Annotated in this window: 16 protein-coding genes and 1 pseudogene; 8 read left to right on the top strand and 9 right to left on the bottom strand. The window is 63.8% G+C overall.

The features are described from left to right. Window positions 1-79: 79 nt before the first annotated feature. Window positions 80-856 (top strand): FadR/GntR family transcriptional regulator, encoded by a 777-nt coding sequence (locus X744_RS167880; RefSeq protein ID WP_023756911.1) that lies wholly within the window; start codon window positions 80-82, stop codon window positions 854-856. A 16-nt stretch (window positions 857-872) separates the two neighbouring features. On the opposite strand, the gene X744_RS167875 is transcribed toward X744_RS167880, so the two are convergent. Further along, window positions 873-1160, bottom strand: a complete 288-nt coding sequence (locus X744_RS167875; RefSeq protein WP_023756912.1) for a DUF3175 domain-containing protein — start codon at window positions 1158-1160, stop codon at window positions 873-875. Window positions 1161-1334: 174 nt separating this feature from the next. Here X744_RS167875 and X744_RS167870 point away from each other — a divergent pair, with 174 nt between their 5' ends. From X744_RS167870 to X744_RS01000000169115, 7 genes and pseudogenes are all read left to right on the top strand, one after another. After that, window positions 1335-2564 carry an MFS transporter gene (locus X744_RS167870; RefSeq protein ID WP_023756913.1) on the top strand — a complete coding sequence of 410 codons (1230 nt, stop codon included), beginning with the start codon at window positions 1335-1337 and terminating at the stop codon, window positions 2562-2564. 158 nt (window positions 2565-2722) lie between these two features. Further along, complete coding sequence (locus tag X744_RS167865; RefSeq protein WP_023756914.1) at window positions 2723-3751, top strand: LacI family DNA-binding transcriptional regulator; 1029 nt, start codon at window positions 2723-2725, stop codon at window positions 3749-3751. Between the two features lie 304 nt (window positions 3752-4055). Beyond that, window positions 4056-5183 carry a sugar ABC transporter substrate-binding protein gene (locus X744_RS167860; RefSeq protein WP_023756915.1) on the top strand — a complete coding sequence of 376 codons (1128 nt, stop codon included), beginning with the start codon at window positions 4056-4058 and terminating at the stop codon, window positions 5181-5183. 77 nt (window positions 5184-5260) lie between these two features. Further along, window positions 5261-6808: a sugar ABC transporter ATP-binding protein gene (locus tag X744_RS167855; RefSeq protein ID WP_023756916.1), complete on the top strand. Its 1548-nt coding sequence runs from the start codon at window positions 5261-5263 to the stop codon at window positions 6806-6808. Beyond that, complete coding sequence (locus tag X744_RS167850; protein WP_023756917.1) at window positions 6805-7785, top strand: ABC transporter permease; 981 nt, start codon at window positions 6805-6807, stop codon at window positions 7783-7785. Before X744_RS167855 ends, X744_RS167850 begins: the two co-directional genes overlap by 4 nt. Beyond that, a complete protein-coding gene (locus X744_RS167845; protein WP_023756918.1) occupies window positions 7782-8768 on the top strand; it encodes an ABC transporter permease in 987 nt (328 codons plus the stop codon). Before X744_RS167850 ends, X744_RS167845 begins: the two co-directional genes overlap by 4 nt. 2 nt (window positions 8769-8770) lie before the next feature. After that, window positions 8771-9326 (top strand): annotated as a pseudogene (locus X744_RS01000000169115) (gluconokinase). Between the two features lie 363 nt (window positions 9327-9689). Here the strand turns inward: X744_RS01000000169115 and X744_RS167840 are convergent. The 8 genes from X744_RS167840 to X744_RS167805 all read right to left on the bottom strand — a co-directional run bounded on the left by X744_RS167840 (window position 9690) and on the right by X744_RS167805 (window position 23521). Beyond that, on the bottom strand, window positions 9690-10139 hold the full coding sequence (locus X744_RS167840) for an Rrf2 family transcriptional regulator (RefSeq protein WP_023756920.1): 450 nt from the start codon (window positions 10137-10139) through the stop codon (window positions 9690-9692). Between the two features lie 257 nt (window positions 10140-10396). Then, window positions 10397-11383, bottom strand: coding sequence for a sulfate ABC transporter substrate-binding protein (locus X744_RS167835; protein WP_023756921.1), 987 nt, complete (start codon window positions 11381-11383; stop codon window positions 10397-10399). 235 nt (window positions 11384-11618) lie between these two features. Further along, the gene (locus X744_RS167830; protein WP_023756922.1) at window positions 11619-12662 is read right to left on the bottom strand and encodes a sulfate/molybdate ABC transporter ATP-binding protein; all 1044 of its coding nucleotides are present in this window, start codon (window positions 12660-12662) and stop codon (window positions 11619-11621) included. A 13-nt stretch (window positions 12663-12675) separates the two neighbouring features. Then, the gene (cysW, locus tag X744_RS167825) at window positions 12676-13560 is read right to left on the bottom strand and encodes a sulfate ABC transporter permease subunit CysW (protein WP_023756923.1); all 885 of its coding nucleotides are present in this window, start codon (window positions 13558-13560) and stop codon (window positions 12676-12678) included. Further along, window positions 13553-14404: a sulfate ABC transporter permease subunit CysT gene (gene cysT, locus X744_RS167820; RefSeq protein ID WP_023756924.1), complete on the bottom strand. Its 852-nt coding sequence runs from the start codon at window positions 14402-14404 to the stop codon at window positions 13553-13555. The genes cysW and cysT overlap by 8 nt, the downstream gene beginning before the upstream one ends. Before the next feature lie 18 nt (window positions 14405-14422). Next, entirely contained in the window at window positions 14423-15448 is a 1026-nt protein-coding gene (locus X744_RS167815; protein ID WP_023756925.1) for a sulfate ABC transporter substrate-binding protein, read from the bottom strand. A 336-nt stretch (window positions 15449-15784) separates the two neighbouring features. Continuing rightward, window positions 15785-17866 carry a penicillin-binding protein 1C gene (gene pbpC / locus X744_RS167810; RefSeq protein WP_023756926.1) on the bottom strand — a complete coding sequence of 694 codons (2082 nt, stop codon included), beginning with the start codon at window positions 17864-17866 and terminating at the stop codon, window positions 15785-15787. Between the two features lie 174 nt (window positions 17867-18040). Continuing rightward, a complete protein-coding gene (locus X744_RS167805; protein WP_023756927.1) occupies window positions 18041-23521 on the bottom strand; it encodes an alpha-2-macroglobulin family protein in 5481 nt (1826 codons plus the stop codon). Window positions 23522-23686: the final 165 nt, after the last annotated feature.

Below are 23686 nucleotides of genomic sequence, written 5' to 3' on the forward strand. Positions count from 1 at the left end.
CTGTGCACAGCGCCCGGCTTTGCGGCCCAAGCCGCTTGCCGCGCTTGACAGCACCCTCAATCCGGACTTTCTGGAACGCATGCGGGACGCGAAGCCGAACAAGGAAAAATCGCCAGCGAAAGCGGCTTCCACCGAGCGTTCCGCCGGCGTACGCCGACCCGACGCGGCGCGCATTCCAGGCTCGAGCGTTCATGCCTCGCTGGCCAGCGAGATAGGCCTCAGGATCGTGCGTGGCGACTATCCGCCCGGCACGATCCTGCCGAATGAAGCGAAATGGTCGGAGACCTTCAGCGTCAGCCGCTCGGCGGTGCGTGAAGCGATCAAGATGCTGATGGCCAAGGGCCTGCTGGCCTCACGCCCCAAGATCGGCAGCTGGGTCGAGCCGAAGGAACGCTGGAACCTGCTCGATCGCGATGTGCTGGCCTGGTACGCGACATCGCCGGATCGCGAAGTGTTCCTGAAGACCGTGCAGGAGTTCCGCCACATCATCGAGCCGGAAGCGACCGCCTTTGCCGCGATGCGGCGGACCGACGAACAGATGGCCGAGATCAGCCAGGCATGCCGGGAGATGGGCGAGGCGGCCAGCCTGCAGGATCGCACCCGCGCCGACACCCGTTTTCACCTCGCCATTCTGCGTGCCTCGGGCAACGACCTTCTGGTGCCGCTCGGCGTGCTGATCGAATCCGCCTTCGATCATCTCTTTGCCTATACGACGCGGGAGATCGACGATCTCAATCATGCGCAGAAGCTGCATGAGGCAATCGAGAAGAACATCCGGCTGCAACGCCCGGATGCGGCGCGCAACGCGGTGCGCAAGTTGTTGGCAAACACCGACGGCGTCATCCGCGCCCGATAGGGCCTATTGGGCGCTGCTAATCGTCTTTCTCACGCCCGAAGGCGGCGCGCAGTTCGTCCTTGGCGTCCTCAAGTACTTGTCTGCGCTCGGCGGGCAGGTTCTTGCCGGCGCGGTTGATGTAGAAGTTCAGCATCGACATGGCTGACTGGAACGGTCCGGCCTTGCGCCGGTGGCTGTGTTCGGCGGATCGCTTGAGCGAGGCGGCGATCTTCTTGGCGTCGTCGGATTCGAAGACGTGGTCCTCGAGATCCAACGCATCGCTGTGCTCGGTCACGTCGGCCGACCATTTTTTCTTCGCGCTCACGGCAGGACTCCTTATGCAGGGGGCTGGCCGGGAAACTCCGCACTTTGGCATCGGTTCCCACGTCCCTGGCTCTGGAGCCACGGATTTGCCCGCTGTGGCGCTGCTGCGGCTTGAGGATGGGCCGATAATGGGCGCGAGACGGCAGCCGAACTGAGAGCGCCGACAGGAAACGCATTGGCCCGAACCGACAGCATTCAGCCGAGCACCGGCATCGACAGCTCCTATGCCTGGATGCGGCTCGCCATCTCGATGCTGCTGGCGACGATCGGTGCCGTCGGCATGTGGGCGGTTGTCGTGGTGCTGCCCGCCGTGCAGGCCGAGTTCGGCGTCGACCGCGCCGCGGCGTCCATGCCCTACACCGCGACCATGGTCGGCTTTGCCGCCGGCAACGTGCTGATCGGCCGCGCCATCGACCGTATGGGCTACTGGGTCCCGGCGCTGCTCTCTTCGATTGCGCTCTCCGCCGGCCTCCTGCTCGCGGCGCTGTCGACCTCGATCCTGCAGTTCACCCTTGCCCAAGGGCTGCTGATCGGCGTCGGTACATCGGTGATCTTCGGGCCGCTGATCGCCGATATCTCGCATTGGTTCAACCGCCGGCGCGGTGTCGCGGTGACCGCGGCGGCCGCCGGCAACTACCTTGCCGGGGCGTTCTGGCCGACCATCATGCCGACACTCATGAAGGCGGAGGGCTGGCGTTTCACCTATGCGGCCATCGGCATCTTCTGCCTGGTGACCATGGTGCCGCTGGTGCTGATGCTGCGGCGCGGTGCCCCGGCGGCGGCAGCCGCAGGTTCGCCCGGGAGCCGGCCGGTGCAGCCGATCTCGCTGTCGCCGGCGGCGTTGCAGGTGCTGCTGGTCGTCGCCGGCCTCGGCTGCTGCGTGGCGATGTCGATGCCGCAGGTGCATATCGTCGCCTATTGCATGGATCTCGGCTACGGCGTGGCACACGGCGCCGACATGCTGTCGATCATGATGGCGGGCGGCGTCGTCAGCCGGTTGGCATCGGGCTTTGTTGCCGATCGCATCGGCGGCATGAAAACGCTCATGATCGGTTCGGTGCTGCAATGTCTGTCGCTGCTGTTCTACATCCCGTTCGACGGGCTTGCCTCGCTCTATGTGGTGTCGCTGGTATTCGGCCTGTCGCAAGGCGGCATCGTGCCTTGCTACGCCATCATCGTGCGCGACTACATGCCCGCCAAAGAGGCCGGCCAGCGCATCGGCATCGTGATGATGGCGACGATCTTCGGCATGGCGATCGGTGGCTGGATGTCGGGCTGGATCTACGACCTCACCGGTTCTTATGCCGCGGCGTTCCTGAACGGCATCGCCTGGAATTTGCTGAACATACTGGCGATCGGACTGTTGTTCTGGAAGGCCCGGCGCAGCACCGCCGCGATGGCTTGAAGGCTGGCAGGATTGTTGCCGTTGCTTGACAAGGACAACAGGCTGCGCGACGCCAGAAGGCGAGTGGGTGCGGCAAAGCGGGCCGGCGGGATGGTGACAGCAAAAACGACTGTATCGCGACCGCGCACTGCCGGGTGCATTCCCGAGCGAGCGCTTCCGTGATCAAGCCGCGCTCTCGCCGTGGTGGCGGCCGCCCGACCATATCGGATGTCGCGCGCAAGGCCGGGGTCGGCGCCATCACAGTGTCGCGCGCCTTGCGCGAGCCGGAGCGTGTCTCGGAAGAGCTGCGTCGCCAGATCCAGGCCGCCGTCGACGAACTCGGCTATGTGCCGGACCCGAATGCGCGGGCGCTGGCCTCGGCGCGCGCCGAGGTGTTCGGCGTCCTGGTGCCGTCGCTTACCAACAACGTCTTTGCCGAGGTGGTGCGCGGCATCTATGACAGCCTGTCCGACAGCCCCTTTCGCATCCAACTCGGCAACACCCATTATTCCGGCCTCGAGGAAGAACGGCTGCTGCAGGTGTTCGGCTCGCAGCGGCCGGCAGCGCTGATCGTCGCCGGCATCGACCAGACACCAGTCTCGCGAAAGCTGCTGGAGAACGCCGGCTGCCCGGTGGTGCAGGTCATGGAAACCGGGCCAGATCCAGTCGACATGATGGTCGGCTTCTCGCATCTGGACGGCGGCAGGACGGCGACCGAACATCTGATCGAGGCCGGCTATTGCCGCATCGGCTTCATCGGCGCGCGCATGGACCCACGTTCGCAGCGACGCCTTGCCGGCTACCGCGCGGCGATGGAGGCGGCCGGGCTATTCGACCCGCGCCTCGTCACCACCACGCCGGTTCCGTCCAGCGTATCGCTCGGCCGCGAGATGTTCCGCGACGCACTGGCCAAGGTGCCGACACTCGACGCTGTCTTCTGCAACAATGACGACATCGCGCTCGGCGTGTTGTTCGAGTGTCATCGCACCTCGATCTTGGTGCCGAAGACGATCGGTATCGTCGGTTTCAACGACCTCGACATGATGCAGGTGGCGTTTCCGTCGATCACCAGCATCCGCACCCATCGCTACGAGATCGGCAGGCGTGCGGTCGCCATGGCGCTGGCTGCGATCGCCGGCGACAGGCCGGAGCAACGGATCGTCGATCTCGGTTTCGAGCTCAAGCGCCGCGAGAGCACCGCCCGTTGAATACACAGAAACGACTGTGCGAATGCCGGTTTACAGGACAATTTGGTAGCGCTACCATTTTCCGCTGAGCAGATGGGCGCGCAGCGGGGTGCGGCTGTTTATTATACATAAGCGACAACTAATTCTTGTTTATTATGGATAATATGATAGTTTTCGCTCGGCTGGCGGTGACAAGGGGAGGAACTGGGTCGGCCGTCACAGGCGACTAAACGCGTATGCCAAGGCAAGGAGGTGCCGGCCCGATCGCGTCAATAATTTCGCATAGCGAAAACCACAATCAGAACTGCAACTGGGAGGAATATCGATGATCAAGTCACTTGTTGGTGGCATCGTTGCCGCCACTGCATTCGTCATGCTGAGCTCGTCGGCGATTGCCGCGGGCCCTGAAATCGTCAAGGGCCCGGCAGCGGAGCCGGATTGCTTCGCGCCCTGGGCCGCGGATACGCAGTTTTTCAAGTTTCCCAAAAAGGACGGCCCATACCGGATCGCGCTCGCCAATGGCTACATCGCCAACACCTGGCGCATCCAGATGATCCAGACCGCCAAGGCTTACGCAGCGCAAAAGGACGTCGCCGCCAAGTTGAAGGAATTCAAGGTGGTGTCGACCGGCGAGGATGTGCCGGCGCAGATTTCGGCGATCAACAACTTCATCGATTCCGGCTATGACGCCATTGTCGTCAACGCGCAGAACCCGACCGCTTTCGCGCCGGTCATCAAGCGCGCCAAGGAGGCCGGTGTCGTGCTGGTTGCCTTCGACAACATTCTCGACACCAAGGACGCCATCAACGTCAATGTCGATCAGAAGGGTCTCGGCGAACTTTGGGGCAAATGGCTGGTCGACCATATACCCGATGGCGGCAAGATACTTGAGGTACGCGGTGTTGCTGGCACGTCGGTCGATACCGACCGCCACAATGGCATCCATGAGGTCTTCGATGCTTCGGGCAAGAAATGGGACGTCACCGAAGTCGCCGGCAAGTGGGATGATCCGACAGCGCAGAAGGTCACGGCTGACGCGATCGCCACCAATGGTCCGTTCGTCGGCATTACCGGCCAGGGCGGCGACACTGGCATCGTGCAGGCGATGATCGATGCCAAGCATCCATTCGTGCCGTTCGGTGGCGAGACCGAAAACGGCTTCCGCAAGTTCTGCGCGGCCCATGCAGCCGACGGGTTGAAATGTTCGTCAGCCGGTACCGGGCCGGCGCAGGTGGCCGTTGCTATCAAGACCGCGATCGCAGCGCTTGAAGGCAATGTCGTCCCTCAGTCAGTCAAGCTGCCGCTTGCCATCGTCGAGGATCCGAACTTCAAGGCTGGTCAGGATTTCTTCCCCGACCAATCCGACAATTTCTTCGTCGGCAATTCTTTCCCGACTTGCGGCATCAATTTCACCGCGCAGGAAATCATGGGGCAGACCAAGGAAAACCAGTAGGCTGCACAATCGGCGCCGTGGAACCCACGGCGCCGACCACTCGATAGTCTGGTCGTCAAAGTGCCTGGGGAGGGCCGATGGACGGTGCGGTTCCGCTCTTCCGGATGGAAGGTATATCGAAGCGCTATGGTGGCGTGCGGGCGCTGGAAAAGGCCGAACTTTCGGTCACGTCCGGCAGCATCCACGCCATCCTTGGCGAAAACGGCGCCGGCAAATCGACGCTGATCAAGATCATGGCGGGCGTCGTCGCGGCCGATGAAGGCCGAATGACGCTGGATGGCCGCGAGCTGACGTTCGCGTCGCCGGCTGCTGCCAACCATGCTGGCATCGTCTGCATCTTCCAGGAGCTGTCGCTGGTCCCAGAACTCAGCGTCGCCGACAACATCGTCATCTCCGATCCGCCCAAACGCTTCGGCATGATCGACCGCAAGGCGCAGCGCCGCATCGCGGAAGAGGCCCTGGCGCGCGCGGGTGCGGCCGACATTCATCCGTCGGCACTGGTCAAGGACCTGCCCTTGTCGCGGCGGCAGATGGTCGAAATCGCCAAGGCACTCGCCAGAAAGCCGCGCATCCTGATCCTCGATGAAGCGACGTCGGCGCTGACGGTGGCGGACGTCTCGAACATCTTCGCGGTGCTGAAGCGGCTGCGCTCGGAAGGGCTGGCCCTGCTCTACATCTCGCATCGCATGAACGAGATCGCCGAATTGGCTGACCAGTGCACGGTGTTCCGCAACGGTCGTAACGTCGCAAGCTATCCGGCTGGTTCGAAGAGCGACAATGAAGTGGTCGAACTGATGATCGGCCGCGAATACAGCCACATCTTTCCGCCGAAGCCTGCCGCTGTGCCTGCCACCGCCGCCCCCAGGTTAGAGGCCCGCAAGCTCTCGTGGACTGACCGGCTCGACAATATTTCATTGACTGTCAGGGCCGGCGAGGTGGTTGGCCTCGGCGGCCTTGATGGCCAGGGCCAGCGCGAATTGCTGCTCGCCTTCTTCGGTGTGCTGCGCGGCCTCAGCGGTCAAATCCTGATCGACGGCAAGTCTGTGTCGATCACCAGTCCATCCGTTGCGCGCGACGACGGTATCGGCATGGCGCTCATCCCCGAGGACCGCAAGACCGAAGGCCTGATGCTGCCGATGACCGTGCGCGAGAACCTGTCTTTCGCAGCCCTCGACCGGCTCTCGAAAGCCGGCATCATCGACCGCGCCGCCGAGCAGCGGCTGATCGACGACATGGTCGGCCTTTTGGCGATCAAGACGGCGGGCCTCGACATTCCGGTCGCGGCACTTTCGGGCGGCAACCAACAGAAGGTTGTCATCGCCAAATGGCTGATGCGCCAGCCGCGCATCATCCTACTCAACGATCCGACACGCGGCATCGACGTCGGCACCAAGCAGGAGCTCTACCAGCTGATGCGCAAGCTTGCCGATGCGGGTGCGGCGATCCTGTTCTATTCGACCGACTATGACGAGTTGATCGGCTGCTGCGACCGTGTGCTGGTGCTCTATGATGGAGCGGTCAAGCGCGAGCTGGTCGGCGCCGAGATCAGCGAGCGGGCGCTGATATCGAGTGCGCTCAACATCCATGGCGAGGACAGCCCCGTGAGCCTGGGAGCGGACGCATGAAGGATTGGCGCTACTGGCTTGCCGAGCAACGCGGAACGCTGCTGGCATTTGGCATCTTCATCGTCATGTTCGTCATCTACACCTCGAACCATCCGGCCGGTTTCACCGCCAATGTCGTGCAGACGGCGGCGAACAAGGGCGTGCTGCTCGCCTTCGTCGCCATGGCGCAGACGCTGGTGGTGATCACCGCCGGCATCGATCTGTCCGTCGGCATGATCTTCCTGCTCACCAATTGCCTGGCGTCCTGGCTGGTGGTGGGCACGCCGATGCAGACGACGCTTGGTGTACTCGCCGTATTGGCGGTAGGTCTGCTGTGCGGGGCGATCAATGGCGCGATCGTCATTTATGGCCGGCTGCAGCCGATCGTCGCCACCATTGCCACAGGGGCCGTCTATTACGGCATCGGCCTGTTGCTGCGGCCATTTCCGGGCGGTTCGGTCAATGAGGATTTGGCCGACGCCCTGACCGGCCGCGTGTTCGGCGTGGTGCCGGCGAGCCTTGTGGTGCTGCTTGCCATCGTGCTGGTGATCTGGGTGCCGTTCAGCCGTTCGGTGCTAGGCCGCGCCGCTTACGCAGCAGGATCGTCGGAGACGGCGGCCTACATGTCCGGCGTGCCGATAAGGCGTGGCAAGTTCGCCGCCTACACGCTGGCCGGGCTGCTGGCGGCGATCGGCGGGCTGTTCCTGACCTTCTTCACCTATACGGGCGAGGCGGCCTATGCCAGCGGCAACGCCTACACGCTGTTTTCGATCGCCGCCGTGGTGCTCGGCGGCGTCTCGCTGTTCGGCGGCAAGGGCAGCGCCATCGGCGCGATCTTCGGCGCGCTGGCCTTCCGCACCATTGGCGACCTTTTGTTCGTCTTCGATTTCGATCCGCTCTGGCAGCCGCTGTTCCAGGGCGTTATCCTGCTGGTCGCCGTCAGCCTCGGCGCCTTCGCTTTGTTTCGGGTCCGCAACCGGCTGGAGTGGTTCCTGTGAGCGAAACGACGCTTGGCGGCATTGCCGGCCGCATGCCCAGATTCATCCGCCGCGCCGATCCGGCGGTGCTGACCGCCTTTGCCTGCATCGTGCTTCTGCTGTTCCTCGGCAGCCTCTATTCCGGAAGCTTCCTGTCGCCTGAATATCTCTTGCAGCAGCTCAAGGTCGCCTCGTTCCTCGGTGTCATCGCCACCGGCATGATGTTGGTCGTCCTGCTCGGCCAGATCGACCTGTCGGTACCCTGGTCCATGGCGGCGGGCGCGATGATGGCCTGCGCGGCGGCCGCCTATGGCCCGGCCGGGGTGGTGCTGGCGATCCCGTTCGGCATTCTCTGCGGTGTGCTGATCGGTATCGTCAACGGCATCGGCGTCGCCTACCTGCGTATCCCGTCGATGATCATCACGCTGGCCACCAACGCCGTCGCGCAAGGGCTGATGGTCGTCTATACCGGCGGCTTCTCGCCACAGGATTCGGCGACGGGCGCAATGCGCTACCTGGCGACCGGCTTCGCCATTCCGGGCGTTCCCAACGCGGTCATCATCTGGGCGCTGATCGGCGCTGCAATGGTGTTCGTGCTGACCCGCACCAGTTTCGGCCGCACCGTCTACGGCATCGGCAACCGCGAGCGCGCCGCCTATCTCTCCGGCATCGACACACGGCGCGTGGTGATGATCGCTTTCGCGGTATCGGGCGGGCTCTCCGCGTTCGGCGGCGTGCTGCTCGCCGGCTATGCCTCCAAGGCGGCGCAGTCGATGGGCGATGCCTATCTGCTGCCATCGATCGCAGCTGTCGTGCTTGGCGGCACCTCGATCCTGGGCGGGCGCGGCTCGTATCTGGGCACCGTCGCCGGTGTCATCCTGATCACCCTGCTGCAATCCATCCTGTCGGTCATGCAGATGCCGGAGGCGGGGCGGCAGATCATCTACGGCGTCGTCATCGTCGCCATGCTGCTGCTCTACGGCCGCGCGCCGGCAAGCCGCTGACAGTGGGCGAAAGGCCAGCACAGGCGCCAATTGGCGCTCCCGGCTCATTGCCTCAAGCCATCGTGGTGATGGGCGTCGCCGGCTGCGGCAAGTCGGCCGTCGGTATTGCACTGGCGGCCGCGCTGGGCGTTACCTTTATCGAGGGTGACGGGCTGCACCCGCCGGAAAATGTCGCGCGCATGGCCAGCGGCGAGCCACTCACCGATCAACTTCGTGAAGGCTGGCTTGACGCGATCGGCGAGCGCATCGCCGCGTCGGTAGGGCAGGGCGAAGGCGTGATTGCCGCCTGCTCGGCGCTGAAGCGCAGCTATCGCGCGCGCTTTCTGCCCTGCGATCGTCTTCCTCTATCTGCAGATCGACGCTGACACGGCCAAGTGGCGTGTCGGCAGCCGCAAGGGCCATTTCATGCCGGCAAGCCTCGTCGACCGCCAGTTCGCTATCCTAGAGCCGCCGACAGCGGATGAGAGGGCCTTGACGCTCGATGCGACCCGCCCGGTCAGCGAACTCGTCAGTGCCGCCGTCCAGCAGCTACGCCGGTCGATAGGAATTTTTTCTTGATTCCGTGACCTCAGCTATGGTACATATTCGCCTATGGTGCTGATTTGCGCCAGTGACCCGCCGCACAGGCGGGTTTTCGTTTCCGTCAGCCTACGCGCCGGCAAAGGCTCCGAAGGAACCCGTTAACCCGAGTTCGTTGCCCTGAACCGGATCGTAGGCGACCCAGCGGCCTGCCACCGGATGCGCGGCGAGCTGCAGGCGGCAGCGATGGCGGAGCCGCCAGCAAACCCTCGAACAGTTTGCGCGCATCGGTGCCTTCACCAAGCACAGCGTGGGTGGCGGCGGCGTAAGCAGGGAATTCCTTGCGCATATGGCGCTACAAGCGAAACCTCGATACGCGGCGGCAGATTGGCAGTCGGTGGTCTAGATCTGTGACGTCAGTTCGACGGGGAAATCATCATTGTCGGCATCGCGCATGGCGGCGAGGCTGCGATTGTCCAGCACTTCGGCGATCGCCTGCCGCACCTCCAGCATCATCTGCCGGACCTGGCAGGTGGCCTCGTCGCAGTCGTCGCAGCGCTGATACTGCGTGCGGCTGGCGCAGGGGATCGGCGCCAGCGGCCCGTCAAGCACCCGCACGACATGGCCGATCTTGATTTCAGAGGCCGGCCTGGCGAGGCGATAGCCGCCTTCCTTGCCCTTGCGGCTCTGGACGAACCCGGCATTTCGCAACTCGCCCAGGATGGCATCGAGGAATTTCTTCGGAATATTGTTGGCCACCGCGATGTCGTTGACGAAGGCCAATTGGCCCAGTGGCAGGCCAGACAGATGCACGAGGGCCTTGAGGCCGTATTTGCCTTTTTTTGTCAGCATGCCCAGATCACCCCATTGAGGCCCCAACCACTCGCATCTGGCGACTGTTTGTGTGCAAATAATGACGTTTTTGCCGTGCGGCGATATTTCGCGAAAACAAGGCGCCGAATGGCATGTTAGGCGCAAACACGTTGATTGTTTGTAACGTTTTGCACGGATGACGCCGATATCTCGCTGAAAACCGGGTTGCCGGAGCACAAAATGAAGAAAGCCGGCAAGGTGCCGGCTTTCTTCATTTGCTCCGGATGTTTGTGCCGTCAGCGGCTGCCATAGGTCTGGTCGAGCAGGCCGCCGGCGGCGAAATGCTCCTTCTGCACCTTGTCCCAGCCGCCAAAAACGCCTTCCACGGTCAGCAGCCGGATATCGGGGAAGTCGGCCTTGTATTTCGTCGCCACAGCGCTGTCGCGGGCTCGCAGGCCGTTGCGGGCGGCGACGTCCTGGCCCTCCGGCGTGTAGAGGAAGTCGAGATAGGTCTTTGCCAGATCGCGCGTGCCATGCTCGTCGGCGACCTTGTCGACGATGGCGACCGGGAATTCGGCCAGCAGACTGACAGAGGGAGTGACCTGCTCGAATTTGTCATCGCCATACTCCTTGCGGATGCCGCGCGTCTCGGACTCGAAGGTGATCAGCACATCGCCGATCTCGCGCTGCACGAAGGTGGTGGTCGCGGCGCGGCCGCCAGTGTCGAAGATCGGCACGTTGTTGAACAGCTTGGTGATGAACTCCTTCACCTTGGCGTCGTCGCCCTTAAAGGCTTCCTTGGCATAGGCGGTAGCCGCCAGATAGGTGTAGCGCGCATTGCCTGATGTCTTCGGGTTGGGGAAGATCACCTGCACGTCGTCGCGCACGAGATCGTTCCAGTCCTTGATATGTTTGGGGTTGCCGGCGCGCACCAGGAAGGACGGCAGCGAATAGAAGGGCGAGGCGTTGTCGGGGAAATCCTTCTGCCAGTCGGCCGAGACCAGGCCCTTCTTGACGAGGAAGTCGATGTCGGTGACCTGGTTAAAGGTGACGACATCGGCAGCGAGGCCTTCGGCGATGGCACGCGCCTGCGCCGAGGTGCCGGCATGCGACTGGTCGACGGCGACGCCCGGATGGTGCGCGATGAAGGCCCTGTTGATCTGCACGAACAGTTCGCGGCCGACATCATAGGATGCGTTGAGCAATTTATCGGCCGACCAGGCTTGGGAGGATGCCAGGAGCAGGCCGGCGACGGTGGCGACGCCGAGGAAAAATCGCTTCATGAAAACAAGCTCCGGATGCAATTGGTTTATGGTCGAACCATAGCTGTGGCGCAGGGTGCGCGACGAGGCACGCGAGACGGCTCTGTGGTTGTGCTGCGAGAAAAGTTATCGGCCGAAACAGCCGGATGCCAGGATTTTCTTCCAAAGAGAGACACCCTTCAGATCTGATCGTGGGCAAGAAGATCGCATCGCGATGCTGGGTCCAGAACTGGCTGGAATAGCGCTCGACCGAGTATCAGGCAGGCGGAAACAGCTTCCAGCGGCCGGGACGGAACGCCACCCGGCTTTTCTGCGCCGCGGGATGATCGACCGGCAGTTCGATTTCCACGCGCTGGCGCTCGCCACCGATCTCGAGTTCGACGCGGCGCGTGCCGGCGACGCGGCGGCTGGCGGCGACCGTGCCGGCGATGCAGCCGCTGCAGCCATCCAGCAATTCGACATGGTGCGGGCGGAAGTAAAGCGTCGCTTCGCCCGAGGGCTCGTTGGGCGGCGCGGCAAGCCCGATCGGACGGTCGGCGAGCCAGATCTCGCCATTTTCGACCTTGACCGGAAGCGAGCTCGATTCACCGATGAAGCCGTAGACGAAGGGCGAGTTGGGCGCGTCATAGATGTCGTCGGCAGTGCCGACCTGCTCGATGCGGCCCTGGCTCATCACCACAACGCGGTCGGCAAGCTCCAGCGCCTCTTCCTGGTCGTGGGTGACGAAGACGGTGGTGTGGCCGGTGGCGTCGTGGATCTCACGAAGCCAGCGGCGCAATTCCCGGCGCACCTGCGCGTCAAGCGCACCGAACGGCTCGTCGAGCAGCAGTACCTTGGGTTCGATGGCCATGGCGCGCGCCAGTGCCACGCGCTGGCGCTGGCCGCCGGAGAGCTGCGCCGGATAGCGCTTTTCGAGCCCGGAAAGCTGGACGAGGTCGAGCAGCTCGGAGGCGCGGCGGCGGATTTCCTGCGCCGGCGGGCGCGACGACCCGTGCCGGACCTTCAGGCCGAAGCCGATATTGTCGGCCACCGTCATATGCCGGAACAGCGCATAGTGCTGGAAGACGAAGCCGACATTGCGCTCCTGGATCGACTTGTGCGAGGCGTCCTCGTCGCCGAAGAAGATATTGCCCCGCGTCGGACGCTCCAGACCGGCTATCAGCCTGAGCAGCGTCGTCTTGCCGGAACCGGACGGCCCCAGCAACGCGATCAACTCGCCCGACTTGATGTCGAGCGACACGTCATGAAGCGCCGGAAACCGCTCAAACTCCTTGCGTACGTTGGCAACGCGAACTTCCATGCAAATCCCTCTGTCAGTGCCCGCGCGTCGCGGCGATCTCGGCGCCGTAGCGCATCTCGAGAAGTGTTTTCAAGACCAGCGTGACGAGCGCCAGGCCCGCAAGCAATGAAGCGACGGCAAAGGCGCCGACAGCGTTGTACTCGTTATAGAGGATTTCGACATGCAGCGGCATGGTGTTGGTCAGGCCGCGTATGTGGCCCGACACGACCGACACCGCGCCGAACTCGCCCATAGCACGCGCATTGCACAGGAGTACGCCGTAGAGCAGGCCCCATTTGACGTTGGGCAAGGTCACGTACCAGAAGGTCTGCCAGCCATTGGCGCCAAGCGAAAGTGCTGCCTCCTCGTCGCCATTGCCCTGTTCCTGCATCAGCGGGATCAGTTCGCGAGCGACGAAGGGGAAGGTGACGAAGACGGTGGCCAGCACGATCCCGGGCACGGCAAACAGGATGACGATGCCATGTGCTTTCAGCCAGCTGCCGAGCAACCCCTGGGCGCCGAACAGAAGCACATAGACGAGCCCCGAAATAACCGGCGAGACCGAGAACGGCAGATCGATCAGGGTGGTCAGGAAGGCCTTGCCCTTGAACTCGAACTTGGCGATCGCCCAAGCGGCGGAGATGCCGAAGACGATGTTGAGCGGCACCGAAATCGCCGCCACCAGCAGGGTCAGCCGGATCGCCGAGCGCGTGTCGGGATTGCCAAGCGCTTCGGTATAGGCATCGATGCCCTTGGCGAAGGCTTCGTTGAAGACGATGATCAGCGGCAAGACCAGGAAAATGCCGAGGAAGGCGAAGGCGACAGCCATCAGCGCTACACGCGCTGGGCGACTTTCCGTGACCGCCGCCGACCGGCTTCCGTGGTGCGGTTCGTAGGATTTGATCTCGGGATCAGGCATAGCGCTTGCGGCTCCATGTCTGCACGAGATTGACGACCAAAAGCATGATGAACGACAAAGCGAGCATGATCGCCGCGATCGCAGTTGCCGCGGGGTAATTGTATTCCTCGAGGCGGATGACGATCAGAAGCGGCGCGATTTCGGATTTGTAGGGTAAATTGCCGGCGATGAAGATAACCGAGCCATATTCACCGACGCCGCGCGCGAAGGCGAGCGCGAAGCCGGTGACGATGGCCGGCGCCAGGCCCGGAAACAGGACGCGGGTGATGATCTGCAGGCGATTGGCGCCAAGCGTGGCGGCGGCTTCCTCCACCTCCCTGTCGATCTCCTCCATGATCGGCTGCACGGTGCGCACGACGAAGGGCAAGCCGATGAAGACCAGCGCGATGACGATGCCGAGCGGGGTATAGGCGACCTTGATGCCGAGCGGCATCAGCAATTTGCCGATCCAGCCGTTCGGTGCGTAGAGAGTGGTCAGCGCGATGCCGGCCACAGCCGTGGGTAAGGCGAAGGGCAGATCGACCATGGCATCGACGATTCGGCGGCCGGGAAAGCGGTAGCGCACCAGCACCCAGGCGACCAGCGTGCCGAACACGACATTGACAGCAGCCGCGAGGAAGGCGGTGCCGAAGCTGATCCTCAGCGCATTGATGGTGCGGCGATCGGTGGCGATCGCCCAAAATTCAGGCCAGCCAAGCGCGGCCGAGCGCCAGAGCAGCCCGGAAAGCGGGATGAGGATGATGAGGGTGAGGTAGGCAAGCGAGAAGCCGAGCGTCAATCCGAAACCCGGAATGACGCTCGGCTGCTTGAATCGCCACCCCGCCTGCGCGGGTGCTGTGGTCATATCGTCCTGAATATCGACTTACTGAGGCTTGTAGATCTGGTCGAATATACCACCATCGCCGAAATGATAAGGCTGTGCTTTTTTCCAGCCACCGAAAAGCGGGTCGTCGATCGAGATCAGCTTGATCGGAGGCAGCTTGGCGAGGTCCTCCGCCGGCACCAGATCGGGCTTTGCCGGGCGATAGTGGTTCTTGGCGATGATCGTCTGGGCTTCCTTGGAATAGAGCCAGCTCAGATAGGCTTCGGCAACCTTGCGCGTGCCTTTGGCGTCGACATCGGCGTCGACCACCGCCACAGGTGGCTCGGCCAGGATCGAGGTCGGCGGGTAGACGATGTCGAAATTGTCGGCGCCGAACTCGTCGAGCGCCAGATAGGCCTCGTTTTCCCAGGCGATCAGCACGTCGCCGAGGCCTTTTTGCGCGAAGGTTACGGTCGAACCGCGCGCGCCGGTGTCGAGCACCGGGGCATTGGCGTAGAGCTTGCCGACGAACTCCTTGGTCTTGGCCTCGTCGCCGCCATCATTGGCACTGGCGTAGGCCCACGCGGCGAGATAGTTCCAGCGAGCGCCGCCGGAGGTCTTGGGGTTGGGCGTGATCACCTGGATGCCGTCCTTGACGAGGTCGCTCCAATCGTGAATGCCCTTGGGATTGCCCTTGCGCACGAGGAAGATGATGGTCGAGGTGTAAGGCGCTGAATTGTTTTCGAATTTTGTGCGCCAGTCGGGATTGATCTTCTTCGACTTCGAGACGATTGCGTTGATGTCGCCTTCGAGCGCCAGTGTCACCACATCGGCATCGAGGCCGTCGATCACGGCGCGGGCCTGGGCACCGGATCCGCCATGCGACTGCTGGACGGTGACCGTCTCGCCGGTCTCGGCCTTCCAATGCGCGACGAAGGCTTCGTTATAGGCCTTGTAGAGCTCGCGTGTCGGATCATAGGACACGTTGAGAATGGTGGTGTCGGCAAACGCGAAGCCGAGCGTGCCGAACTGGATGGATGTGGCGACCAGTGCGCCGAGCAGTTTCCTGAAATGAGGTTTGGTCATTTCTGCCTCCGTTGAACCCACGGCAAATCTACCGAACTGGTAGAAATTAGATGCATTGAATGTTGCCTTTTTTGCCCCTCTAGAGAAAATATTCGACGATCCTTTGCAGCATGGAGAAATATTTTCCTCCCGCGTCTCCGGGAAGAATCCTGCCGCACACCCAGCCTATTTAGAAATGAGCAGCGTCGAGGCAAAGCTGCCGACAAGAAAGGATCGCGCGAGGCACCCCCCTCTGGCCGGCAGGCCAGAGGGGGGTGACTCGGAACAGGCATGGGTGAATGTCCTGCTATCTGCCGAGCGCCCGGAAAGCCAATTGAATGAATCGCTTGGCTCGGTCTATTCGACGAACACCTTGACGCTGGCCGCGCGTCCCGCGGCGTCGATCACGGTCAGCGTCGAATAGCCGGCGCCGTCAGGTTGCCAAGTCGCGGTGCGGCGACGGTCGATGCCGGCGAGCGGCTTGCCGTTGGCCAGCCAACGGAACGGCGCGCGGCCGCCTTGCAATTTCAGAACCAGTGGCGAGGCATCGACTGAATTGGTGTCGAGATCGACGCGGGCACCGTCGGGCGGGAAGATGATGGTCGGTGCGGGTTCGGTCACTGTCGCCTGCACGAGGCCGTCCGACCCGGCGCCAAAGCGGGCGAGCGTCACCGGCAGATCCTCGCGCCTGGGGTTGATCACGCCGGGCGGCCTGCCCGGCAATGGGACGGTGGCCAGGCCCGAGCGGACAAAAGCCTCGAAGAGGATGGGAGCGGCCGAGACATAGCCGGACAGGCCCGGCACTGCGCCGGCGTCGGGGCGGCCGACCCAGACACCCAGCACATAGCGGCCGTCGAAGCCGACCGACCACGCGTCGCGATAGCCGTAGGAGGTGCCGGTCTTGTAGGCGATGCCGCGCTGCAAGGCGCCCTCGGGCGGCTTGACGCCCGACAGAATGTCGATGATCTGCCAGTTGGCCTGACCGTCGAGGATGGTAGCGCTGGTGCGCTCGGCATTGGCGGGCTCGGTGCCGTCATGCAGCGTGTGGGTCTTGCCGCCATTGGCGAGCCCTGTGTAGAGCTGGACGAGGTCGCGCAATGTTATCCCAACTCCGCCAAGGCCGATGGCCAGGCCCGGCGCCTCGTTGACCGGCAGCACGGGGCTGACGCCGGCCTGGTGGAAGCGCGCCATCAGACGCGTTGGTCCGACCGCGTCGAGCACGCGGATCGCCGGCACGTTGAGCGACAGTTGCAGCGCTTGGCGGATGCTGACGTCGCCCTGATAGCCCATGTCGAAATTCTTCGGCCGGTAGCCGGAGAAATCGACAGGACTGTCGTCGATCAGCGTTTCCTGCGCCACCAGCCCCTGTTCGAAGGCAAGACCGTAGATGAACGGCTTCAGCGTCGAGCCGGGCGAGCGGACGATCTTGGTCATGTCGATCCAGCCGGCGCGGCTGGCGTCGAAGAAATTGGCCGAGCCGACTTCGCCGAGAATGTCGCCGGTGCGGGAGTCGGCCAGCACCATGGCGACCGACAGGCGAGGTCCAAGCTTGGTGGCCGCGTCCCGCGCCACCTGCTCCAGCCCTTCCTGGACGCTCTTGCGGATCGTCAGCTGCAAAGGCTGGCCGGGCACGGCCTTGGGCAGCATCGCATAGGCGGCGTGTGCGGCGAGCGCCGGCAGCGTGCGACGCAGGCCCGCCACATCATCGAGAGCGGCACGTGCCGCCTCGCGCTCGCCGAGCAGGCCGGCGGACACCATGCGGGTCAGCACCCGGTCGCGGGCGGCGTGCGCGATTTTCAGGTTGCGGTCGGGCCGGCGCTTTTCCGGCAGCTGCGGCAGGGCAACGAGCAGAGCGGATTCCGACACGGTAAGCCGCTTCGGCTCCTTGCCGAAATAGGCGAGGGACGCGGCGCGCACGCCTTCCAGATTGCCGCCATAAGGGGCCAGCGTCAGGTAGCGCTCGAGGATCTCGCGCTTGGACAGCCGCCGCTCGATTTGGATGGCGCGCAGCATCTGCTTGATCTTGGAGCCGAGGCTGCGGCTTTCGCGCGGCTCGATCAGCCGGGCGAGTTGCATTGACAGGGTCGAGCCGCCGGAGACGATGTGGCCGCTGGTGGCGAACTGGCCGGCGGCACGGGCCAGCGCCAGCACGTCGACACCCTCATGATCCCAGAAACGCTTGTCCTCGTAGGTGACCAACATGTCGATGAATTGCTTGTCCACCTGATCGAGCCGGGTTTCGAGCCGCCAGTAGCCGTCCGGCGTGGCGAAGGCGCGCAACAGTTGGCCGTCGCGGTCCTGGACTTCCGTCGAGACCGTGAGCTCGGCAGGCAGCGGTGGCGGGAAGGCGCGGTCGAGTTCCCAGAGGGAGGCGGTGGAGAGCGCCAACAGGCAGGCGCCGCCTGCGGCTCCAATAGCGAGTTTGCGAAGTATCTTCATGGCTGGAAAGATGCCCCCTCATCCGGCCGCTTCGCGGCCACCCTCTCCCCGATGGGGAGAAGAGACTGGCGCCGGCGCTGGTCGTCTCCTCTCCCCTCGGGGAGAGGTCGACCGAGCGAAGCGGAGGGCGGGTGAGGGGGCACTTTGCTTATCGCGTCCATCACCACCAGCGCCTTACGGCGCCTTGATCTCCATCATGCCGGTGGCGGTGCGGGCCGAATACTGCGGCCTGTACATGTCCTCCACCGTTGCCGCCGGGTGCGCATAGGTGCCAGGCGTCACGGCACGTACGACATAGGCGAGGGTCAGATTGTGGTCGTGGTCGCCGTCGGCCGGGTTGAACGCGGCGACGAAACGGTCGTCGCGGAATTCGAGATGGGCCGCATCGGTCTGCGCCAGCCATGAGAAGTTGGTCAACTGGGCGCTGGACACCAGGCCTGGATTGTCGATCTCGAAGCCGGCCGGCAACAGGTCCGTTACCAGCAGGCGCGACGGCCAGCTGTTCTGCTCGTTGACCTTGAGCACGACGACATAGCGTTCGTTCTGGGTCGCCTCGGTGACATTGGCTTCAGTGCCATCGAGCTTGTAGTAGGTGCGATCGATGGTGAAGCCGTCGCCGCTTGCCGGCAAGGGCTGGATCGGCGACGCCACCGTCGTGACGACGGCTTGCAGCGGAGTCTTGCCGGTGTTGGCGATGGTCAGCGGGCTGTCGGCCAGGTCGCTGCCGTCGATCTGGTTGGAATAGCCGCCGGCGTGCGCGGCACCATTGACTGTCAACGTGATTGCATCATTGCCTTCCTTCAGCGCGCGAGCCGCCAGCAGCATCCAGGATTCGTCCTGGGTGCTGGTCCAGCGGGCTCCGGCGCGTTCCCTGGTAACCAGCTTGATCAGCTCCGGCACGATCGTCGGCACCGGCTTCGATTCCGCCGCCAGCGCCAGCATCGCCGCACCGTCACGCAGCCGCGAGCCGTAGTCGGAGCGGTAGTAGTCGTAGTCGGTGGTCGACTTGGCGAGCTGCAGGGCGGTCTTGAACGTCGCTTCGGCGCGCGGCGTATCGCCGTAGAGCGCCAGGCTCGCCGCCAGCTGGGCGACGGCCATCGGGCTGGAGAAAGCTTCGAGCTGGGTGTCCGCATAGTAGCGCAGATCGCCGATCGAAGCCTTCTTGTTGCGAGCCAGAACGTAGAGGGCGTAGGCGATCTCGCTGCCACGGTCCTGTACGCTCTGGTCGTAGCCGAGCGAGTTCTGCAAATTGCTCAGCGCCTGGTTCATGGCCAGGCTCGGCACGTCGTATTTCTGCTCGCGCGCCCTGGTCAGGAAGTCGGTGACATAGGCATCGAGCCACGGATCGCCGGAGCCAGGACCCCACAGGCCGAAGCTGCCGCCCGAGGCCTGGTAGCTCAGAACCTTGTAGATCGCGTCCTGGATGCGGCCATGGATGTCGGGGTCGCTGGCCATGCCGATGCCGGATGCCAACTCATTGACGTAGAGAAGCGGCATGGCGCGGCTGGTGGTCTGCTCGGCGCAACCATAGGGGTAGCGGTCGAGCGTCATCAACAGCGACGGCACGTCGAAGGCGGAGGCCTGTGAAACGCCGACGCTGACGGAAGCGCCATCGAGCAGGCTCGCCGCCAGCAGTTCCTTGTCGACGCGCAACGCGCCGCCATTGCCCTTGAGGTCGACCACCAGGCGGGTGGTGACCGGCAATTGCGCCGGACGCACCGGCACGTAGAGCGTCTGCTCGACCTTGGTGCCGTCGGCATGGGCGAGCTTGATGGTCAGCGAGGCATTGCCGGCCGTCTGTGCGATCAGCGGCACGGTCAGCGTCTGCCGCTTGCCCTGGGCGAGCGTCAGCTTCTGGGGCAGGGGCTTGTCGCCCGTCGACAGGTCCCCCGTCGTTTCGATCGACAAAGCATAGTCGCCGGCAGGGCCGTCGGTGTCGGCGACATCGAGGCGCATGATGGCGGCGTCACCAGGCGCCAGGAAGCGCGGCAGGCCGGCGGTGATCACGACGGGATCGCGCACGATGACGTCGGACTGGGCATGGCCGACTGCGTCCTTGGTCCAGGCGACGGCCATGACGCGCACGGTGCCGTTGAACTGCGGAATGTCGAAGTCGACCCTAGCCTTGCCGTCGGCGTCAAGCTCGACTGGGCCGGAGAAGAAGGCGACCAGCTTTTCTGTCGGAGGGCTGCCCTGCGCCTGCATATTGGCGCCGTCGCCGCCGGTCCTGAGCTTGCCGGTGTTGCCAAGCGAGCCGTCGATCAGGCGACCGTAGATGTCGCGGATTTCCATGCCCAGCATGCGCTGGCCGAAGAACCAGTTCTCCGGATCGGGTGCCTTGTAATTGGTCAGGTTGAGGATGCCGACATCGACGGCGGCAACCATGACATAGGCATTGCTGCCCGGCTGCACGCCAGCCACGGAAACCGGGATCGACAGCTGCTGGCGCGGCACGGTCTTGTCCGGCGACGTCAAGGTGATGGCGAGCTTCTTCGAGCCCGGATCGACCTTCAGCCATTTCACGCCGATGGCGCGCGCCGGCATGCGCGTTTCCTGCGCCTCGCCCGGCCGGAACAGGGTTGCGGTGACATAGGCGCCGGCGCCCCAGTCGTCGCCGACCGGAATATCGACGGTGCTGCCTCCCGCCGGCACTGACGCCGTAACGCTCTTCAACAGCTTTTCGGAACCGATGTTGATGAGAAGTTCCCCGGCAAAATGCGGCGAGACTTTCAGCTTGGCCACTTCGCCCGCGGCATAGCTGTCCTTGTCGAGGGCGATCTCGAGACCGTCAGGCGTTTCGGTGGTGGTAGATGAGACGTACCAGCCGGCATCGAATTCGTAGCTGGTCGCCGGTCCTTCGGGATCGGCGGTTTCAACCTCGAGCCGGTACTGGCCCCAATCGACCGGCACGGAGACCGTTGCGTCGCCATCGGCGCTGAGGTCGACCTGGCCATTGGCGATCGACTTGGTGAAGGAGACCGGTTCGTAGTTCCAGGAATTGTTGGAGCGGTACCACTGGTAATTGCGTTCGACCTTGACCAGCGTCCATTGCGCGCCTTTCAGCGCCTCGCGCTTGCCGTCGGGATCGACGGCGATCAGGCTGAACTTGGCCGTGCCGCCTTGCGGCACTTCATTGTCGGCGAAGTCCGGGCGGATGCCGATCATATGGCCTTGCGGACGGATGCCGATGTCGAGCGAACGCTCGATGGCACGGCCGCCGGTTTCGCGCATCCTGACCGTCACCTTGGCGTCGACCAGCTTGGTGGTCGAGGGCAGTTGATCGACGGAGACCGGGAAGGTCACCTTGCCGTCATCGCCAACCACCGGCAGATCGGCGAGGGGGGTAACAGTGGGTTCTGCGGACTGCTCGTCTGCGAGGCCGAAGGAAAAGCCCTGGAAGCGGTCCCAATCGCGCGAGGTCGACAGCGTCAGTTCGCCTTCCAGCGCCAGGCCTGCTGCCGGCGCTCCGTAGAGGAAGCGGCCGTCAATATTGATGTTGGCGGTTTCGCCCTGCGCGATCTCCTGCTTGTCGGCCTTCATGTCGAATTCGATGCGATCCGGCACGAAATCGTCGACCAGGAACATCTGGCTGGCCACCGCCGCCTGCTTGGGATCGGTGTAGATCGACACCGACCAAGTGCCGCGCATGGCGTTGGGTTCGAGCGGCAGGTCGACGGCATGGCCGCCGGCCGAGGCGCCGTCGCTGACGATGCGGCGGTCCTCGACGCCGTCGGGGCGCGAGAAGATGAAGGTCAGCGGCAGGTTTTCGACCGCCTTGGCGGCGCCGTCGCGGGCAAGGGCCGCAACATGAACGTCCTCGCCGGCGCGGTAGATGCCACGTTCTGTCCAGGCATAGACGTCGAGCGCGCCGGGCGCCGCGCGCCCTGTGACGCCGCGATCGGACAGGTCGAAGCCGGCCCGGCCCATGTCGAGGAAGACGAAATCATCGTTGCCCTGTTTGGCCATCAGCACGGCCGGCATCATGCCGCCGTCGCCGCGCGTCAATCCGGGATTGAAGACGGCGTGGCCATCGGCATCCGATGTCGCCGTGCCGAGAACCTCATTGTTCCTGGCAACCAGGGTCAGTTCGGCGCCTGCTATCGGCTTGGCGCTGCCCAGCGAACGGGCAAAGACATTCAGGCCGTCCTGGCCGGTATAGGTCGACAGGCCGATGTCGGAGACGACGAACCATTGCGTAGCCATCGAATTGTAGTCGTCGGCGTTGTCGTTGACCGCCTGGGCGGTCAGCACATAGACGCCGGGCTTGCGCTGCGGCAGTGCTTGGTCGACCGGGAAGGAGGTGGTGACTTCCTTGTTGAGATCGTTGGCGATGTCGAGTTGGCCTTGCCAGACCGGCGCGCCCATCTGCTCGGAAATGTTGGAGATGTCGTAGCCGTCAAGCTGGTGCAGGAACTGGTAGCCCGACAGAAGCTGGGCCAGCGAGCGATCGCCGATGCGGTAGAGCTTCATCTCGGCGGCGTTCATGTTGACGGTGACGACCGGGATGCCGCGGCGTGCGCCGGCCGGCAGCACGAAGCTGTCGCCGGTGAAGCGGGCGGACGGTGCGCGGTCCTGCACATAGATCGACAGCACCACGGGGGCTGCGGTCACTTCGCCGATTGCCGCCGGCAGGCCGGCGCGGAAAGTAACGTCGTAATGCTGGCCGTGCTCCAGCCCTTCGACGCAGATCTGCTTGTCCTTGGCCTCGACTCCTTTGGGCGGCGCATTGTCGACGGTGACGAACTGCGCGTAATCGACGCCGGTCTTGACCAGATCCTCGGAGAATTGCGCGCAGATACGCGGCGCGCTGGTGTCGGCATCGAGGGTATGGTCGATGACGCGGAAACCCTTGCGCGCCTTGAGATCGGCATAGTCGGCCTGGACCGCCGGCGAAGGGTTCAGGGCAAGGCTGGCTTCGTAGGCTTGCAGCGCCGGCCGGTAGAGATCGCGCTTGTCGAGGCCGTTGCCGAGCAGCGCCAGCGCTTCTGCTCGCGTCTTGGTGGTGCGGAGCAGCTTGTAGGCGATGAATGCGGCCGACGTCCCGTCTGCCGGCAAAGTGGAGGCATCGGAAGTGTTGGCGGCGGGTTGCACGGCCAGCGTTTCACGCGCCAGGTCGAGCCAGAGCTGGCCGTCATCGGGCATGACAGACACGGCGCCTTCGTATCTCAGCATGGCGGAGCGGTGGTCGCCGGTAAGCACCGATTGCTCGGCGGCAGTCGTCAGCGCGGTCAGCCCTTCGGTCGGCTTGATGTAGGCCGGACCCAACAACTTGTTGCGGTATTGCTGGGCCTGATCGGCCATCCAGTTGGGGAAGAAGGCGAGTTCAGGCGGCGCGCCGATATCGGGATCGCCATCGATGTTGACGACCTTGCCGGCGACCGCGCCGTTGAACAGTTTCAGCTGGTTGTAGTCGGATTTGAGGAAGCACCATTTGGCTTTATTGTTGTAAGTGAAGGCGCGGCAGGCCGGATCGCCCAGACATGTCGTCTTGCACTGGTCGAGCGTGACGTTCTGGTCGGATCTGAGATCAAAGCCGAAATAGTCGGAATTGTCCGTCGTCGCTATTCGTCGGGATTCAGCCGCTTGCGCGATACCACTCCAGGCAAAAAACAGAAGAATCAGGACCGACAGACCACGAGCCGCTCGCATTGCCATAGCACCCCTCCAGACACAGCTGACGTTCCAGGCATGATCAAGCTTCAGTCAGGCTTGTCAACGCAAGGACGCGGCAGGGTTCCGCCTGCCAACGGTTTCCTTTCCGGCCGATGGCCGGTAGTACCTCCATAGGACAGGGGATCACGCTTTCTTGCGGCAACGCAA

It is taken from the genome of Mesorhizobium sp. LNHC252B00 (assembly GCF_000502955.1).
Lineage (GTDB): Bacteria > Pseudomonadota > Alphaproteobacteria > Rhizobiales > Rhizobiaceae > Mesorhizobium.